The sequence below is a fragment of the Rhizobium sp. NXC24 genome, from assembly GCF_002944315.1.
Classification (GTDB): Bacteria; Pseudomonadota; Alphaproteobacteria; order Rhizobiales; family Rhizobiaceae; genus Rhizobium.
Genome location: NZ_CP024314.1, coordinates 1,845,576 through 1,862,442, shown reverse-complemented (window position 1 = coordinate 1,862,442; position 16,867 = coordinate 1,845,576). Strand labels below are relative to the sequence as shown.

Sequence of the window (16,867 nt, the reverse complement as noted above, 5' to 3'; positions counted from 1 at the left end):
GAATTTGGTCTGTGAAAGCGGCACCAGCCTTGGCGAACCGCGATCTAGCATTCGCAGAATGCCAGTGCGCCTCGCTCCGCTCGCGGCACGCCATTGCTCGATTGCAATCACCTGAACCATCTTCTTCTGCAATTTGCGGATAAAATAGAACACTAATTCTATGTATTAAGCGTGAAGCTTCATACCCTCGGCAAATCTTGCATAGAGGGTCTGACATGAGCACTACGAAAAGGTTTGGGGTCGCAAGGCTGCTGGGCGCGCACTCGCTTATTCTGGAGACATTCCGATGAGCTCCGCTCCCGAAAAGGTCAATGTTCTGTGGTTTTTGCCGACCCATGGCGATAGCCGCTATCTCGGCACCTCGTTCGGCGGGCGGAATGTGGATCTCGCCTATTTGAAGCAAGTGGCCCAAGCAGCGGATTCGCTTGGATATTACGGTGTGCTGATCCCGACCGGCAAAAGCTGCGAGGATAGTTGGGTGGTTGCCTCTGCGCTGGCGCCGCTGACGGAGAAGCTGCGCTATCTGATTGCCGTGAGGCCAGGTCTGCTTTCGCCGACGCTCGCCGCGCGTATGACGGCGACGCTCGACCGCATCTCGGAGGGCCGGCTTCTGATCAATGTCGTCACAGGTGGCGATCCCGTCGAGAACAAAGGCGATGGCATCCACTATGCGCATAGCGAGCGTTACGAGATCACGGAGGAATTTCTCCACATATACAAGGCGCTGCTGCGTGGCGAGACGGTGAACCATAAGGGAAAGCATTTCGACATTGAAAATGGCTCGGTGCTCTATCCTTCGTATCAGACGCCACATCCGCCGCTTTATTTCGGTGGCTCTTCCGGCATCGGGCAGGAAATCGCCGCCCGCACTATCGACAAGTACCTGACATGGGGAGAGCCGCCGGAAGAGGTGGCGAAGAAAATCGCCGAGGTGCGGGCGCTGGCGGACAGGGAGGGCCGTGAGGTTACTTTCGGTATCCGGCTGCACGTTATCGTGCGTGAGACGGCCGCCGCGGCATGGCAGGCTGCCGAAGACCTCATTCAATTTCTGGACGACGAGACGATCGCCAAGGCACAGAAAGTGTTCGAGCGAATGGATTCCGTCGGCCAAAGCCGCATGAGCCGCTTGCATGGCGGTCAGCGAGACAAGCTCGAGGTCAGTCCAAATCTATGGGCAGGTGTCGGCCTGGTCAGAGGCGGCGCAGGCACCGCGCTCGTCGGCGACCCGGATCAGATAAAGCAGCGGATGGAAGAATACCGCGAGATCGGCATCGATACCTTCATCATGTCGGGCTATCCGCATCTGGAGGAGGCCTATCGCTTCGGCGAACTGGTTCTGCCTCATCTGCCACTTGCCCATCCCGTCAAGGCCGCAAGTTCATTGGTCAATACCGGTCCATTTGGCGAGACCATCGCCGGTGATCACAAGCCGGCATTCAAAAGGCAGTAAGGCGGGACGGGAAGAGGTCGTAGAACCGCGGTTGGACGAACCGCCGGCCGAGTCCGAAACTGCATCGGACCTCGCTCGCCGGCGGCCGCCAAAATGCTTGTGGTCGCCCATGAAGTCAGTGGATGTCACACAACCGAATATTGAGCTTCCTGGAAAAATGTCTATTTTTCCGTGCTGAAAAATGTGGGCGCAAAGTCGAACCCCACTCGGAGTTTCAGGCTGACAATGATCACATCCCCGACGATATAGCTCCCGCAAAGAGCTCTCGTGCTTGCTCAGGGTGTGATTTCAACGCCGAAAATCAGCTACTTCTCGTTGCTGATAGTGATCGGCCTGACCGTTTTCATGGCGGTTTATGAAGTGCCGGGCATCCTGAGGGATTGGGTGATCAATCAAAATCCCGTCATGCTTGATAGCGGGGATATTCGAGACGGAAAATGCTCGACCCAAAAGGGCTTGTTTACCACCTGCTCGGCTCATCTCAACTATACGTACAATGCTCAGACCTATGACACGGATGTCGAGATCATGTTTGTCGACCTCCATGTCGGTGATTATGAAACGAATCTTGTCATTTCCGGGGACCACCCGGATTTGGCGACCCTTAGCATCGGCATTGATATGCTCTGGAACCGAATCATAACGCTTGTCGTTTTCGTTGCTGTTCTCGGCGGCGCCTCCATCACCATAATTTTTCAAATCTTGCGTGCCATGCGTATCCGCGGGCAACTGCGCCGTCCCGCTCAACTCGTGCCGGTCCCGGTGGAAATCACGGCATTCGATCGGCGGCGCGAGCGATTGGCGGTGACTTATGCGGATAAGATAGCCGGCCGAAAGACCGGACGAACGGCGCAGACACAATTCGAGCCCGGGCAGGAACCTCTGCTCATCGGCGAAAAGGGCGGCAAGGCCGTGGCACTCGCCGTGTGGCATGGAGGCACGGCTCTACCGGTACTTCTCGATGAGCGTCTGGAGCGAATTGAGATGGCGGCGGAAGAGCGAGCAACAGCCCTTGCTCCGCTGGTTGCCGAACTCGGCGGGCGCCCACCGCAGCTCCTCGCGCAGAGAAAGAAAGGGCCGACCATCTGGGCGCGGTTCGCCAGATTCTTCCTCGTCGTGCTGCTGATCGCCGGTGGCGTTTTTGGCTATTGGCTCTGGTATGTGACCAGCGCGGATTCGCAGTTCACTTCGCCCGCCATGGATATCAACAATATGATGCCGGTTCCCCTTAACCGATGGGGCTGCGATCAGCTCAAGAAGCGTTTCGGCGATCAACGGGCGCCTTTCGGATGCACCGCTTCAGACTACACGAGCTGGAAGTGATGGATTGAATTCTGCCTGACGCGGGCTCCCTAAGAGCTCGCGTTTATCTCGGCATGATGTCCATTCGCCGCCAGTGGAGCACGACAAACGAATATCCAAAGGGCAGCTCTAGCCGTCTACTTGGCAAATGAGGTTTGTGGGTCGACGCCTAGTCAGAATTATCCATTTTTTTCGTGCCATATCCATATTGCGCAACAAGGGCGGTGCGGGATGGCATGCACAGCATTCTATTAAACTTTTCAAGGGTTAATGCACCTGCAGCACCGACCCTCGGATATCCGGACGCTGAGCGCTGCAGTCTCCGCTCGAATGAGTCGCGCGGCTCTCCCAATGAGAACTGACCGGATGGATGGCAGTTCTCGTTGCAGCCACGAGGATCTCCATGAAGCTGCCCTTACTTTTGCGCAATGCGTCTCATGTCGAGTGGCAGCCGGAGGGCGCCCTCACGGCAGCCAAGTCGGTGGTTTCTACGAGCGCCAATCCGATCGACATGCCGAAAATCGCCGAGACCGCCCCGCCTGACAAACGCCACTCCTCGTTGGAGGGATATATTCGATCCATCGGTCGGCACTATGTCGCCGCTGTGATTGTCATGACGATGCTGATCGGTGCGACGTATCAGACCGTCGAGATCGCACTGGATCGCCATTCGCTGCAGCAGGACATCAGCTATCTTACGGGGCGCCAGTTCATCCGCTTTCAGCAGCTTGCCAATCAGACGCGCGCCGTTATGAGCGCCTCGATCAACCCGGATATGCCTGAATACATCATCGAGCCGATGGTTGACGACGTTCGAAAGGCAATCGGCGACATCCGCGCCATGAGCGGACAGCTAAATGAGTTGCATGACAGGTTGGAGCGGAATCTGCTGGAGAAGCTCAATCCGCGCGATGTCGCATCGGAAAAGATGCGGGTCGAACTTGCAGGGCGACTGGAGGATTTTCTCGAACGGGCCGACAGGGTCGTGTCGACAAAATTGGAGGACAGGCGTCAGCGCTATTCCTTCTGGGGGCCGATCGATTTTGCGGCGTCTTCAGATAGCTTCCTCATGCGTCGGTTCAGCGAGTTGATCGACAGTTCGCATGATCGCAGCGATGGAAGCATAGATCATGCGCGCCTGATCAGCGCGGTGCTCCTTGCCCTGACAGCCACGGCGCTCATTCTGGCGACTGCTGTCCTCTTTATGCCGCTTCTGAAGAAGCTTCGCAACGAGCACCGGCGAACCATGGATTTCGAGACCAGGTTAACCCATCAAGCCCACACCGATGCGCTTACCAGTCTCAACAACCGCTCCTCCTTCAACGAAGCGCTGAACCAGTCTTTTGTGTCGCTCGCCCAAACCGGTACGGGCTTTTCGATGCTGCTGGTCGATCTCGATCATTTCAAGGGCGTCAACGACAGTTTGGGACACCCGGCGGGTGACGCAGTCCTACGCCATGTCGCTCACACGCTTAAAGGAACCTTTCGTTCCACCGATATCGTGGCGCGGCTTGGCGGCGACGAGTTTGCCATTCTGCTCCCCGGGCTTTCCGATCTTACGCCGCTGGAAGCGCTCGCCAAGCGCGCGGTCGCAGCGATTGCAACGGAATTTCGTTTCGACGGCCGGGTTCTACCGGTCTCAGCTAGCATAGGCGGAGCGGTTGTACCGACGCATGCCGCAGAGGAAGCAACGCTGATGCGCGTTGCCGATCTGGCGCTTTATGCCGCCAAAGCCAAGCGCAATACCGCAGTGATCTTCGACGAAGCATCCCTTGCGCAACGTCTTGAGGAGAACCAACTAGCAGCCGCCCTGGCCTTCGCCGCTGACCGGAACGAATTCGTGGTCCATTATCAGCAGAAAGTGAATCTTGAATCAGGAGAACACCTGGGATTCGAGGCGTTGGTGCGCTGGCATCATCCTCGGCTCGGCATCCTCCCGCCGGGGCGCTTTCTGCCGCTCATGGAAGGATCCCACTTCATTAGCAGCATGACGCGTTGCGTCGTCAATATAGTCGCACGGGACCTCAAGGCGTGGAAGATTGCCGGGCTGCGTCCGGGATCGGTGGCCATCAACCTTCCGGAGGTCCTGCTGGTCGGTGGCGACGGCTACGATCTCATTGCTGCGGCGATCAAAGCCAATGAGCTTGAATGGCCCGATTTTGCCGTCGAAGTGACGGAGGATGTGTTCCTCAATCGTGGCTCCAGCCAGATATTGGAGACGATCACCTGTTTTCGGAAACGGGGCATGTCGGTATCCCTGGATGATTTCGGTACCGGCTTCGCGTCACTCGTGCATTTGCGTGACTTTCCATTCGATGAACTGAAAATCGACCGCAGTTTCGTTGCCCATCTCGGCAGCGATGTCCGATCGGAGCAGATCGTGCGGGCGATGATCGATCTTGCCCGCAGTCTCGGCAAGCGCTGTGTCGCGGAAGGCATCGAAACCGAAACGCAGCGCGATTTCCTTCTGCGCGCCGGCTGCGAGATCGGTCAGGGCTATCTGTTTGCCAAGCCCGAACCCGCCTCGGCGGCGGTTGACCGCCTGACTGCCGCTGACCGGGGCACGCCCATCGCACCGCTGCGCAAGCGGCGGATCGTAGCGTAACTTTCAAAAGGACTTCCGCATTTGGCGGATCGAACGACACTTATCGATGACGGAACAGCAGATGAATAGAACGATGCGGGCATGGCTTGCGGTTGCTTTGATGGTCACAGGCACTTCGATGCCAGCGCTTGCCGGCGAGGGAATGTCGGTGGACGTCGTGCATTTCTGGATATCGAAAAGTGAATCTGCAGCGCTCGATGTGTTTCGAAAAGCCTGGACGGCGTCTGGCAATCAGTGGGCTGACATGCCTGCTCAGAACAAGGTCGCCGTCCAGCGCATGGTCAGCGACCGTATCGCCAATGGCTATCCGCCGGCGGTGATGCAATGGAACGCGAATATCGGATCGCGCGAACTGCCAGAGATGGGAATCGTGCAGGATATTGACGACGTTGCGCAGGCAGATCACTGGCGGGACATCATTCCCGCGACGGTCCTTGAGCGGATATCGTACCAAGGAAAAGTGTACTTCGCGCCGACCAATATTCATGCGGAAAACTGGCTATGGACAAGCAGAAAGGTATTCAATGATGCCGGCTTGAGCGTGCCGACATCATGGGATGATATTTTCACCGTCGCCGAAAAGATCAAAGCCGCCGGACATGTTGCGATTGCACTCGGCGGTACACGGTGGGAAGTGTCCCTCATTTTCAACGACATCATCTATCATAAATTCGGGCCCGAGGGATATGCGCGCCTTATGAGTGGTGACGCGGCCTTGGTCCAGGATCCGCGTATGATCGAGGCATTGGAAATGCTTTCGCGGTTGTCGCAATATGTGGAGCCGTTCGCCACGCGAAAAGACAAGACCTGGGCAGATGCCACGGCAGCGGTTGGTGCTGGTCAAGCTGGCATGCAGTTCATGGGCGATTGGGCGAAAGGCGAACTTATCGCACGGGGCTATGCGGTCGATAATGACTTCGACTGCTCGCTCGTTCCCGGCACCTCAATTGCGTATTTCATGGTCATCGATGCCTTCGCCTTTCCGCTGACCAACCGCGATGGCACGGCAGATGCGCAAAAGGCGTTTGCGCGCATGATCCTTGATCGAGACGATCAAGTTGCTTTCAGCCGGATCAAGGGATCTCTTCCGGTTCGCACCGATGTCGATCCGACAGGTCTCGATCGCTGCGGTCAGCTTGGATTGCAAATGATCCGGGCGAAGAAGGGCGAGGTCAGCGCCCAGTCGCAAGCTATGCCCAGCCAGATGTCGGAAGGTTGGATTGGCGTGGTCGGCGACTTCTTTAACAACAAGAACATGTCTCCCAACGAGGCGCAGAAGCGGCTGTACGATATCTTGATGCAGCGATAAGCCGGGAGGATACGAAAGCGCCTGGCTTCTATAATCTTACAAAACGGTCTCGAATAGCGGGATCAAGGCCGCACCGATTGCGCCGGGGGCATCGATGACCTGCGCCACGGCAAGCCTGGGGACGTCGCGCAATACGCCATGCCGAGGCAGATTGTTGAATTCCGTCCGTTCGATAAGCATTCTTGCCAGCGAATGAGGAAGCTCACCGCCAAGGACGATCAAGGCTGGGTCGAAGACCGCGCAGATCGCGTTGATGGCGCGATTGTGAGCCGGGGCGACGCGGTCGACCCACTCAGCAACGCCGTCCCAATCCATCAAGCGCTCGTTTTTTAGGTCCTTCAGCGTCAAATCCACCCGCCCTTTAGCACGCAGATGTTCAAGCAACAGGCTGAGTGCAGGGCGCTCTTCGTAGTCCGGACGGTTGAAGAGAACGGAAAATTCGCCGGCGTTACCGAAACTGCCGCGAAACGGCATGCCGCCGGAAACGAGGCCACCGCCGTAGCCATGCAGGTGGGCAATATAAGCGAAATCGGCGGTGTTGCGGCCGACGCCGAAAATTGCTTCGGCTAAAGCGGCGGTTCTGGCGACATTGTCGGCCCAGACTGGCAAGCCGAGTTGCTCTCCAAGCACAGGCGCCAGGTCGATCAATGACCAGTGAGCAAGCGGCAAAGGACAATTGAAGGCCGTGTCCAGCATACGATGGCCTGCGACCGCCAGACCGACACCGAGGACGTTCCGCCGCTTGGCGCCCCGGCGGGCAAGAAGCTCTTCGACCGCCGCTTCGATCCGACCCATCTCCGCGGACAGCGACGATCCGGCCTGCGCAATCTCCATGTGTTCCAAGGGCTCTCCGAAACCCATGAGGCAAAGGCCGATCGAGCCGACGTTCACCGAGATGCCGAGGGTCAAGCACCAGTCCCTGCAAAGAGTGAGCTCGGGGCTCGGCGGTCCGGGACGTCGAGTCTCCGATGGAGAAAAAACAATCATCCCTCGATCGTGAAGCCGCGAAACAATCCTATGCAACGATTGCTGGGTCAGATCGAGCGGCTCGGTCAGATCGGAGCGCTCTATCCCGGGAGACTTCCAGATCAGTCGCAACAGATCTCGTTCGTTGCGTGACGCAACACGCGCTGGTTGAGCATCCCGCAAAAAATGTGCAGCCACATGGTTTAGAGGAACGTACTTCATTTTCGCATCATTTTGATTTACACTGCAAGTGTGAAACTTGCCGAGGGAAATGCTCTGCTTCTGTCAAACCGAGGATTGACCCCGTATTTGTAGGTCCTGCTTACCTCATCAAGGTCGGCCAAACCAGCCGAGATGCGGGCATTTCGCGGGACGAGGGGGACTATTTCCGGGTGTAGCAGGAGAGGGTGCTTGGCCGGCGGGTTGTGGAAAGGAGAAAGAATCGAGCTGCATGGTATGGTTGAGATCTGAAAATCCAGCGCGCCCCCGCGAGCGTGATTATGGCTTTACGCCGACGCATGAAGGCAGTGACTTCGAATCGATGGTGCAAGCCTTTACGACAGGTTATGGAGTCTTTGACGCGAAGCCGCTGGGCAATGATCGGGCCTTTTCCTGGGCGGCGGATCTAAGAAGAAGTGGAACGCTGACAGCGCTTCATTCGATCTACCGGGCTCCCTGGGAAGTTCGAACGCTCGATGAAACTCCCCAACATCTTGCCTTCAACATTCCGCACACCGGATCCTTTCGAGTGAACGTCGGAAAGAGGACGGTCGAAGGTGGACCCGGTCGTATTCTCATGATCAACAACCATGAGGCTGGTGAGCGTGTCGTCCAAGGCGATCCGCACTGCTCGGACGTTCTTTTCCTGGATTGGAAAGTGGTGAGCCGAACGCTTGCATCGCTTGTCGAAGCGCCGATGCTCGAGTCGCTCGACCTCGACCCCGTTCTGGACCTCACAACGCCCGCGGGCAGGCTTATTGGCAACACGGCGCAAACAATCGTGCAGGGCATGCGCAATGGCGGCCCGCTTCTATCCTCGCCCCTTGCCGTGTCGACGATAAGCGAAACGCTCGCGCTTCTTGTGATCCGATTTGCCCAGCATCGTCTTTCCGGGCATTTGGAAAACAAGAAAGTGCATGGGATCGCACCTTGGCATGTCCGACGCGCTATTGATTATATGCACGCCAACATCGCCGAGCCCTTCACCATGTCGACGGTGGCGGATGAGGTCGGCGTTTCACTTCGCACGCTGCAAATGGGCTTCAAGGCCTTCCGGGGAACCTCGCCGGGCAACTATCTGCGCACAATCAGGCTGCAAGCCGCTCGCAACCAGCTACAAGATCCCCTGAATGAGCAGTCGGTTCACGAGGTTTGTACGACATGGGGCTTCTTCCATCCGGGCAGGTTTTCCGCAGTTTACCGCAGCGTTTTTGGGGAAAGCCCGAGAGATACACGCTTACGAGCCGCGGTTAACTTCTCTGAGGCCGCACAGGTTTTAGGTGCGCAGACGTGAGGGCTACGGCATGCCGCTCTACGATTTCGGTACAGGCCGTTCGAGCCTTGTGAGGCGTCATCGAGGGTGTTGGGACAACGGAAGAATTGGCCGCGCTTAAGGATCCGGGTGGTTACATAGTACAGGGTTATTTCTATTCGCCACCGGTGGGAGAATCCGATATTCGAGAGTTTCTGACGAGTGGATGGCGAAAGAAACAACCTGAGTTTGCCTGAATGAATGCAACATTCCTGACTACTTGCATTGCAGTGGCAGCACTGCTGTTCGTCGATGACCGCGCCATTGCCGGATCGGAAAATTGGCATTGGTCGCAGGATCCCGCCAGTCACTGCAAATTCGTGATCCCAACGTCCTTGACGATCGGGCCTACCTTTTGGACGGGCGCCTGCGTTGACGGCAAGGCCTCCGGGGCCGGCATGTTGCGGCGTCGGGACGGTGATCGCATTGGACCGGCATTCTTCGGGCAGATGCGAGACGGAGTTCCCGAGCTCGGTGTTGTCGACCTCGGTGACGGATATCGGGCCGGAAAGTTCAGCGGTGATGACATCGGCGACCAAACCGATCTTGAGCCCCAGGTGAGGATCGACGCATTTCGGATCGCGGCTGACGCCGCGCGGCGGGTCAGCTCCAAATACGCCGCGGAGAAGAATTCCGCTTCCGCGAAACACTACGAAGCCATTGCAAACACGCTCGACCTTCAGATCGAATGACGTGGTTCTTCTGAAGTCGCGGGAGGCGGTCGCGCCGCTCGCTCGCAACTGGCTGCCCTTATGCTAGCGCCTTGAAATAGTCGACCTTGGTCGGCGAGAGACGGGGCCGGCGTCTGATTATGTCGGCCGCCTTCTCGGCGATCATGAAGGTCGTCGCGTTGATGTTTGCGCTCGGGATCGAGGGAATGATTGACGCATCGACGATCCGAACGTTGTCGGTTCCGATGAGACGCAGATCGAGATCGACCACCGATCGTGGGTCGTCCGCCCGTCCCATGCGCGCGGTTCCGCAGGGGTGATAGGAACTTGACGCGTCGGCCCGGATGAACGCTTGCAATTCCTCATCGCTTCGGCAGGCCTCGCCAGGCGCGTCTTCGCGAATGCGGAAGGGAGCGAATGCGGGCTGCGCCAGTATTTCGCGACTGAGCTTAAGGCCCTGCAGCATCTCGAGGCGATCGCGATCGGTTGCGAGATAGTTCGGATCGATGAGCGGCGAATCTGCCGGATTGGACGAACGCAGACGCAGCGATCCCCGACTTTCCGGACGCATGGGACCGACGCCGAGCCGATATCCGCCTTTGCGGGAATCGGGAATCCAGTTCGGCCCGAAGAAGACAGGGAAAAAGTGAATCTGGAGGTTCGGATGCGAGATCGTCGGCTCGCTGCGAAGGAACGCTCCGACATGGCACTGATTGACCGAGGCGACGCCCTTCTTCAATGCGAACCACTGCATACCTACTGTCACCATCTTGTCGAGCCGGAGGTACTGGTTAAGGCTGTATTTGAGGTCGCATTCGACCTGAATGTGGGTTTCGATATGATCATGCAGATTTTGCCCGAGGCTCGGAGAGTCCAGGCGAACGTCGATGCCGAGTCGCCTCAAATCGTCGGCGGGACCCACCCCTGACAGTATCAGGATTTGCGGGCTTCCAAATGTCCCTGCGCTGACGATCACCTCCTGTGAAACATGCACATCCGAGATCTGACCGTTGCATCTGATCCGGACGCCGGTTGCCCGCGATCCTTGGAAAAGGATTTGCAGAACCTGGCAATCCGTCCGGACGTGTAGGTTCTTTCTGGAGGGCTGCGAATGAAGGTAGGATTCTGACGAGCTGGACCGGACGCCCTGGCTGACGCTGATGTCGAACCGGCCCACACCTTCCTGTCGGAATCCGTTGAAGTCCGAGACCTCCTCGTAGCCCGCCTGACGACCAGCATCCAGAAACGCTCTGTTGAGCGCTCCGAGTTCCCTCTGCTGCTTGATCTTGACGTTGCCTTGCGCGGACCGGAACGGTTCCGTTCCCGCGTCCAGGCGCTCCACGCGCTTGAAGTAGGGAAGGCAATCGGCAAATGACCAGCCATCACAGCCGTCGTGTTCAGCCCAGTTGTCGAAGTCCTTGGGATTGCCGCGCAGAAAAACCATGCCGTTGATCGAGGACGAACCGCCCAGCACGCGGCCTCGCGGCTGATCGATTTCGCGGTCGTTCAGGTGTGGCTGCGGAACGGTCTTGAACCAGGAGTTATATTTGCTCGTCGGCTTGAACGCCGAACGCAGACCCGCGGGCATCCGGATGATCCAGTTGCGGTCTGTCGGCCCGGCTTCCAGGAGAAGAACCGATGCGGTTCCGTCTTCGCTGAGGCGGTTGGCAAGCACGCATCCGGCAGTTCCCGCGCCGATAATGATATAGTCGTATCTCTTGGACGACGATGCTATCACGGTCAATCTTCCTTCCCTCTATCAGCTATGCCGTCTTCCGGCGTGTTTGCCCGTGCTCTGTGCCGCCTCATCAGGGTCAGCATCGTAGATGCCTCAGCCGAAGCGGCTGCAGCAGGTCTTTCGAAACCGTCATTCTTCGGGAATTCCCGTCAGTACCAGCCGTCCGCCATCGAGGCTTTGCGTCTCGCCATGAAGTCGCAAAGGGCCTCGTCAACGGCGACATCGAGCGGCGGCGCTTCGTAGGCTTCGAGCGTTCGTTTCCATTGGCGATTGGCGCGGGTAGCGATGTCAGTCGATCCGCCTTCCTCGCTCCATTTCTCGAAGGGTTCGTTGTCCGAAAGCGTCGAATCCCAAAAGGCGGTCTGGTAATTCCGCATCGTATGGGCCGAACCCAGGAAATGGCTGCCGGGGCCGACCTCTTCGAAGGCATCGAAGGCGAGCGTATTGTCGTCGACCGTGACGCCTGCGAGATAGGAATGCAGCGCGCCGCACAGGTCAGCGTCCATCACGAACTTCTCGTAGGACATGGCGAGAAGCCCATCCAGGAAACCGGCCGAATGCAGGATGAAGTTCGCCCCGCAATGGATGGCGGACAGCATGGACATCAGGCCTTCCTGCATGGCCTGGCCATCAGGCAATTTGGAATTGGTGAAATTGCCTGCGCAGCGCATGGGCAGTTTCAATCGTCTTGCAAGCTGACCGACGACCATGGAGCCGATCGCCGGTTCCGGCGTGCCGAAGGTGGGAGACCCGGAGCGCAGCGACATGGAGGAAAGGAAGTTGCCGAAAATGACCGGAGCGCCCTTGCGTTCAAGCTGTGTGAGCGCGCAGCCCGCCAGTGTCTCGGCGTAGGATTGGGCAATCGCTCCCGCATTGGTGACGGGGCCCATCGCCCCGCCAAGGATGAAGGGCACGATGACGGCCGCCTGATTGGCGCGGGCATAGGCCCGCAGCGATTTCGTCATCGTGCCGTCCCAGACCAGTGGAGAGTTGACGTTGACATTGCCGAGGATGACGCAGTTCTGGTCGACAAAGTCGGCACCGAAGAGAATGCGCGTCATTTCGATCGAATCTTCGGCTCGCTCTTCTGCCGTGACCGAGCCCATGAAGGCGCGGTCGGAATATTTGATGTGGCTATAGACCATGTCGAGATGGCGCTTGTTGACAGGCACGTCGACCGGCTCGCAGATCGTTCCGCCGGAATGGTGTAGCCAAGGGCTCGCCTGAGCGAGCTTGATGAAGTTGCGGAAGTCCTCGATCGTGCCGTAGCGGCGGCCCTTGTCGAGGTCCATGACGAAGGGCGAGCCGTAGGCGGGCGAGAAGACGACCTTGTCGCTTCCGATCTGGACGCTGTTGGCGGGGTTGCGGGCGTGCTGCGTGAATTCATGCGGAGCCGAAGCGACGATCTCGCGCAGCATGCCGGGTTCGAATTTGACGCGGACGCCATCGACATCAGCTCCAGCCCGCTTCCAGTGATCGATTGCTGCCGGATCGTCACGGAATTCGATGCCGATCTCCGCGAGGATGCGATCCGCCGTCCGTTCGATCTTCTGGAGATTTTCCTCCGAAAGGATGTCGTAGGTCGGAATATTGCGGACGATATAGGGAACGCCGTGCGGCTTCGAGCCCCCATCCCGCCGCGCGGATCGACCGCCGCGTCCCCGTCTGCCAGCCTTTTCGTCGACTGCTGCCTCGGTCATATCCGCCTCCATAATCCGAATAGAGGCTAGGTCGACTTCGATGTTCTGTAACGCTGGAAAAAACTTGGCCTTTGTATAAACTGAGCTTATGGAAACCTTTAGAAGGCTTTTGCCATCAGCCTCGGCGCTGATCATCTTCGAAGCTGCCGGGCGGCACCAGAATTTCAGCCGGGCCGCCGCGGAACTCGGCATGACCCAGGCGGCCGTGTCGTTTGCCGTTAGGAAACTTGAGGATCAGCTTGGCGTGCCTCTCTTCCATCGCGGGCATCGCAATGTAGAACTGACCGACATAGGCGAGCGCTTCCACGCGGATGTGACCGTCGGACTATCGCGCATACAGAAATCGGCGGAAGACATTCGAACGAAAGGACGTGAATCGAACGTCACGCTGGCGGCGTCGACCGCCTTCGGTTCCATGTGGATGCTGCCGCGCTTAGCGCGTCTGCGGGCCGACCTTCCGGATATCGATCTCCGTATCCAGACCAGCATGCGTGATCTCGATCTGGATGAGGAGCCGATCCCGCTCGGCGTGCGCGGTGGTGACCCGGCAAACTGGCCGCGTTATCACTCCGCCATGCTCGCCGCGGAGATCGTCTTTCCCGTTGCCAGTCCCGGCTTCGTCGAAAAACGCGGACGTCCGGAGCGTCCGGAAGACCTCTTGTCGCTGCCATTGATTCATCTCGAAGAGCCGGTCAGAGCCGCCTGCGACTGGTCCGAATGGTTCGCGAGCGCGGGCGTGCGATACTCTGCCCAGCCTCGGCGACTGGCAATCAACGACTACGTGCTCGTCATGCAGGCTGTTCTGGCTGGCGAAGGCGTGGCGCTTGGATGGCAGCACCTGATCGAAGAGCAGCTTGCCTCAGGAGCATTGGTCGCCGTTGGCGGACATGTCCTGAACACCAATCTGGCGTTCCATGTCGTCTGGCCAAAATCGCGGGAACTGAACACGCAGGCACGGCGCGTACGTGACTGGCTGGTGGAGGAAGGAAGACGCAGTCGCGAGGAAAGCAAGGCGCGTCCCGGTCCGCAATAGCGGCCGCCATTGGCGCAAAAGCTGACCTTCGCTAAGAAGTGTGGCGCTCGCCTCGGTCGAGTGATCGAGGCAAGCCAAAGGCGTCAGCGATCTTGGAGGCTTACCTCATCTTACGCTGCCAGGACTCCATTCTTCTTGGCAGTCCAGGTTGCGATATAGTCCATCAATGCGGGTGACAGGCAATCGTAGGGTTCGAGCCCAAGATCTTTGAGGCTCGCGCGAACCTCATCCATTTTGTTGGGATCGAAACCGCTTTCGATGATCGAGGACACGAAGGCGGCGAAGCCGGGCTCCGACCAGCCGCTCTCCTCGAAGCGCTCCGGATGGATGAATGAAAGGCCTTTGAAGGGATGGTCGCGTTCCACGGGACCATACATATGGACGCCGCACTCCTGGCATGCATGTCGCTGGATAAGGGCGTTCGGGTCGACGACAGCGAGTTTGTCGCCATTTTCCTGAACCTCAACGGTCTCGGTAGGGGCCACCGCAACGATCGAAAAATTCGCGCCAGTTGGTTTCCAGCATTTCGTGCACCCACAGGCATGATTGTGGGCGATATCACCCTTTATCCTGATGCGGACGGGATTTGTGGTGCACTCGCAGACCAATGTGCCTCCCGGGAACGATGAACCGCTTTTGCGAAGACCGCCATCCACATAGGGATGTATTCCGATGCTTACCATCAGTGCTTCCTCCTAAATTGCCGGACCCCATGCCCGGCTTCCTGAACATCGAGGCGGCGGATCAAGGAGCGAGCCGATCCGCAGCCACTTCAAAGGTCTTTCGTGAATCTCGAGATGAAGCCGCAGGACTGGCCATAACCCTCCTGCGTGCAGAGGGTCGGGCCGACAACCCGCGTTGACGCACGATCGCCTCAGTCGCGGCTCGGGATTTGCCCAGCCGCTCGACCGTTACCGATGGGAATGTGCTGATCTCCCGACTACAATTCGACGGCGTAGTAGGTGAAGCCGCCCTCGTCCTTGCCGACGCCGGAAATCGCCTCGTTGATTTTCTCGATCGGCCAAACCATCGGCGACATGACCGACAGATCGATGATCCCCGCTTCGACCATTGCGGCGATCTCCATCCCTTCGGCCGCCGTGAACCAGACCGAGCCGATCAATTCCATTTGCTCGTCCATCCACCATTTGACGTCCACGGGGAGCTCGCCGGAGGTGCCGCCGATGTTCACGATGCGCCCCCCGCGCTTGACGCCACCCATCGCATCCAACATGGATTCGAGCGGAGCCTTCGCCCCAAGCGTATCGAGCATCAGATCGGCGCCGCTGCCGTTCGTCTGTTTCTTGACGAAGGCTCCGGAGGATCCATTGGCATTGGAAAACGTCACGATCCTGTCGGGTGCGATCGCCTTCAGCCTATCGAGCAGCTTCTCGCCTCTGGCGACGGCGTAGATTTTGGCAACTCCCATCGCCAGAGCGAACAGTGTTGCCCCGAGGCCCAAGGTTCCGGTTGCGCCGTTGATGATCAGCGTTTTGCCCATCAAAGGGGCGCACTTTTTCAACGCTGCGTAGGACGTTCCGAGGTAGCCCATACGGGACCCCTGCACGAAACTCATATTGTCGGGAATTTTGACGATCTGCGCCTGGGGAGCGAGCATATATTCGCCGAAGCCGCCATACGGATAGCGTGCGAACATTTCCAAGCTCTTGGGATTATAGCCAAAATAGCCGCCGAGCGTCCAATATTCGCAAGCTTGCGGCTTTCCCGACGAACAATGATGGCAAGCCCCGCAGAAGCGCCCCGGATTAACATATACGCGATCGCCGGGCTTAATGCTGACAACCTGCGGACCGACCTCATGGACGATCCCGCTGGGATCGAGGCCGTGAATTGCGGGGCGCGGCGGCAGCGGCATTTGCGGATACCACGTCTCCCAATTCGCCAGGACGTTCCCAAGGTTTGGAACCATTCCGCAAGCCTTTACCTGGACAACAACATCGCTGCCGGTCGCGACGGGGCGCTCGACCTCGTCGATGCTCATCGGTTGGCCTACCGCATGCAGCCGCGCAGCACGCATCGTATTCATAACCATCCTCCCATTCTCAAAAAACGCATCGTATTGACATTCTATATGGATTGTGAATACCGTTTGGTATCCGAAAAGGCAAGCGAAGAAGGCACAATTTTTCTCGCAGCCAAGGAAAACGAAGACGCCAGGGCGTCCAAGGAGGAGCAAATGCATATCGATCTAGTTGAGTGGCTCCGCCTCCTTTGCGGCATCTGGTTCGTGCCCCACCTGATCGGAAAGGGACTGCACTACGAGAAGGCGGCCGGGACTTTCGAGAATGCCGGCTTCCGTCCCGCCAAACTGTTCGTCGGCATCACGATGGTGATGGAAGCCGTCGCCGCGATCGGTCTCGTTTTTTCGATCTACCCGCGCATGGCTGCGGCGGTGGGCGCAGTCGTTATGCTGGGCGCTGCCTATGCAGTTGTGAAAATCAATGGCCCGAATTGGCGCTGGCAGAAGATGGGGCCGGAATATCCGATCTTCTGGGCGATCATTTGTTTGCTATTGGCTATTGTATGATCATTGCATTTTGA

Annotated in this window: 13 protein-coding genes; 8 read left to right on the top strand and 5 right to left on the bottom strand. The window is 58.1% G+C overall.

The genetic code is table 11. From position 1 onward, the window contains the following. The first annotated feature begins 286 nt into the window (after window positions 1-286). The 4 genes from ssuD (at window position 287) to NXC24_RS32690 (ending at window position 6,666) form a co-directional block, all read left to right on the top strand. Window positions 287-1,450: an FMNH2-dependent alkanesulfonate monooxygenase gene (gene ssuD, locus NXC24_RS32705; protein WP_104827416.1), complete on the top strand. Its 1,164-nt coding sequence runs from the start codon at window positions 287-289 to the stop codon at window positions 1,448-1,450. A gap of 267 nt (window positions 1,451-1,717) precedes the next feature. After that, window positions 1,718-2,773 (top strand): DUF5324 family protein, encoded by a 1,056-nt coding sequence (locus tag NXC24_RS32700; RefSeq protein ID WP_245464110.1) that lies wholly within the window; start codon window positions 1,718-1,720, stop codon window positions 2,771-2,773. Between the two features lie 490 nt (window positions 2,774-3,263). Then, on the top strand, window positions 3,264-5,357 hold the full coding sequence (locus tag NXC24_RS32695) for an EAL domain-containing protein (protein WP_104827959.1): 2,094 nt from the start codon (window positions 3,264-3,266) through the stop codon (window positions 5,355-5,357). A gap of 100 nt (window positions 5,358-5,457) precedes the next feature. Then, window positions 5,458-6,666 (top strand): ABC transporter substrate-binding protein, encoded by a 1,209-nt coding sequence (locus tag NXC24_RS32690; RefSeq protein WP_348632782.1) that lies wholly within the window; start codon window positions 5,458-5,460, stop codon window positions 6,664-6,666. 36 nt (window positions 6,667-6,702) lie between these two features. On the opposite strand, the gene NXC24_RS32685 is transcribed toward NXC24_RS32690, so the two are convergent. Next, window positions 6,703-7,854 carry an ROK family transcriptional regulator gene (locus tag NXC24_RS32685; protein WP_104827414.1) on the bottom strand — a complete coding sequence of 384 codons (1,152 nt, stop codon included), beginning with the start codon at window positions 7,852-7,854 and terminating at the stop codon, window positions 6,703-6,705. A gap of 229 nt (window positions 7,855-8,083) precedes the next feature. On the opposite strand from NXC24_RS32685, the gene NXC24_RS32680 reads away from it, so the two are divergent. Further along, window positions 8,084-9,145, top strand: coding sequence for an AraC family transcriptional regulator (locus NXC24_RS32680; RefSeq protein ID WP_104827413.1), 1,062 nt, complete (start codon window positions 8,084-8,086; stop codon window positions 9,143-9,145). 215 nt (window positions 9,146-9,360) lie between these two features. After that, a complete protein-coding gene (locus tag NXC24_RS32675; RefSeq protein ID WP_104827412.1) occupies window positions 9,361-9,855 on the top strand; it encodes a hypothetical protein in 495 nt (164 codons plus the stop codon). 58 nt (window positions 9,856-9,913) lie between these two features. On the opposite strand, the gene NXC24_RS32670 is transcribed toward NXC24_RS32675, so the two are convergent. Together NXC24_RS32670 and NXC24_RS32665 are read right to left on the bottom strand one after the other, a co-directional pair. Continuing rightward, window positions 9,914-11,572 (bottom strand): choline dehydrogenase, encoded by a 1,659-nt coding sequence (locus tag NXC24_RS32670; RefSeq protein ID WP_104827958.1) that lies wholly within the window; start codon window positions 11,570-11,572, stop codon window positions 9,914-9,916. A 149-nt stretch (window positions 11,573-11,721) separates the two neighbouring features. Next, a complete protein-coding gene (locus tag NXC24_RS32665) occupies window positions 11,722-13,272 on the bottom strand; it encodes a trimethylamine methyltransferase family protein (RefSeq protein WP_104827411.1) in 1,551 nt (516 codons plus the stop codon). A gap of 88 nt (window positions 13,273-13,360) precedes the next feature. On the opposite strand from NXC24_RS32665, the gene NXC24_RS32660 reads away from it, so the two are divergent. Continuing rightward, the gene (locus NXC24_RS32660) at window positions 13,361-14,305 is read left to right on the top strand and encodes a LysR substrate-binding domain-containing protein (RefSeq protein ID WP_104827410.1); all 945 of its coding nucleotides are present in this window, start codon (window positions 13,361-13,363) and stop codon (window positions 14,303-14,305) included. A gap of 110 nt (window positions 14,306-14,415) precedes the next feature. Here the strand turns inward: NXC24_RS32660 and gfa are convergent, their stop codons facing one another. Next, window positions 14,416-14,988 (bottom strand): S-(hydroxymethyl)glutathione synthase, encoded by a 573-nt coding sequence (gene gfa, locus NXC24_RS32655; protein WP_104827409.1) that lies wholly within the window; start codon window positions 14,986-14,988, stop codon window positions 14,416-14,418. A 257-nt stretch (window positions 14,989-15,245) separates the two neighbouring features. Continuing rightward, the gene (locus NXC24_RS32650; protein WP_104827408.1) at window positions 15,246-16,352 is read right to left on the bottom strand and encodes an alcohol dehydrogenase catalytic domain-containing protein; all 1,107 of its coding nucleotides are present in this window, start codon (window positions 16,350-16,352) and stop codon (window positions 15,246-15,248) included. Between NXC24_RS32650 and NXC24_RS32645 the strand changes: the two genes are divergently transcribed. Then, window positions 16,323-16,853 (top strand): DoxX family protein, encoded by a 531-nt coding sequence (locus NXC24_RS32645; RefSeq protein WP_348632775.1) that lies wholly within the window; start codon window positions 16,323-16,325, stop codon window positions 16,851-16,853. The two genes, NXC24_RS32650 and NXC24_RS32645, sit on opposite strands and share 30 nt — an antisense overlap. Window positions 16,854-16,867 lie beyond the last annotated feature (14 nt).

What these genes read in the sequence shown, in the direction of transcription:
- ssuD (WP_104827416.1), top strand. Translation starts at nt 287, where the DNA reads ATGAGCTCCGCTCCCGAAAAGGTCAATGTTCTGTGGTTTTTGCCGACC.
- NXC24_RS32695 (WP_104827959.1), top strand. Translation starts at nt 3,264, where the DNA reads ATGCCGAAAATCGCCGAGACCGCCCCGCCTGACAAACGCCACTCCTCG.
- NXC24_RS32690 (WP_348632782.1), top strand. Translation starts at nt 5,458, where the DNA reads ATGGTCACAGGCACTTCGATGCCAGCGCTTGCCGGCGAGGGAATGTCG.
- NXC24_RS32685 (WP_104827414.1), bottom strand. Translation starts at nt 7,854, where the DNA reads ATGAAGTACGTTCCTCTAAACCATGTGGCTGCACATTTTTTGCGGGAT.
- NXC24_RS32680 (WP_104827413.1), top strand. Translation starts at nt 8,084, where the DNA reads ATGGTATGGTTGAGATCTGAAAATCCAGCGCGCCCCCGCGAGCGTGAT.
- NXC24_RS32675 (WP_104827412.1), top strand. Translation starts at nt 9,361, where the DNA reads ATGAATGCAACATTCCTGACTACTTGCATTGCAGTGGCAGCACTGCTG.
- NXC24_RS32665 (WP_104827411.1), bottom strand. Translation starts at nt 13,272, where the DNA reads ATGACCGAGGCAGCAGTCGACGAAAAGGCTGGCAGACGGGGACGCGGC.
- NXC24_RS32660 (WP_104827410.1), top strand. Translation starts at nt 13,361, where the DNA reads ATGGAAACCTTTAGAAGGCTTTTGCCATCAGCCTCGGCGCTGATCATC.
- gfa (WP_104827409.1), bottom strand. Translation starts at nt 14,988, where the DNA reads ATGGTAAGCATCGGAATACATCCCTATGTGGATGGCGGTCTTCGCAAA.
- NXC24_RS32645 (WP_348632775.1), top strand. Translation starts at nt 16,323, where the DNA reads ATGCAGCCGCGCAGCACGCATCGTATTCATAACCATCCTCCCATTCTC.
- NXC24_RS32650 (WP_104827408.1), bottom strand. Translation starts at nt 16,352, where the DNA reads ATGAATACGATGCGTGCTGCGCGGCTGCATGCGGTAGGCCAACCGATG.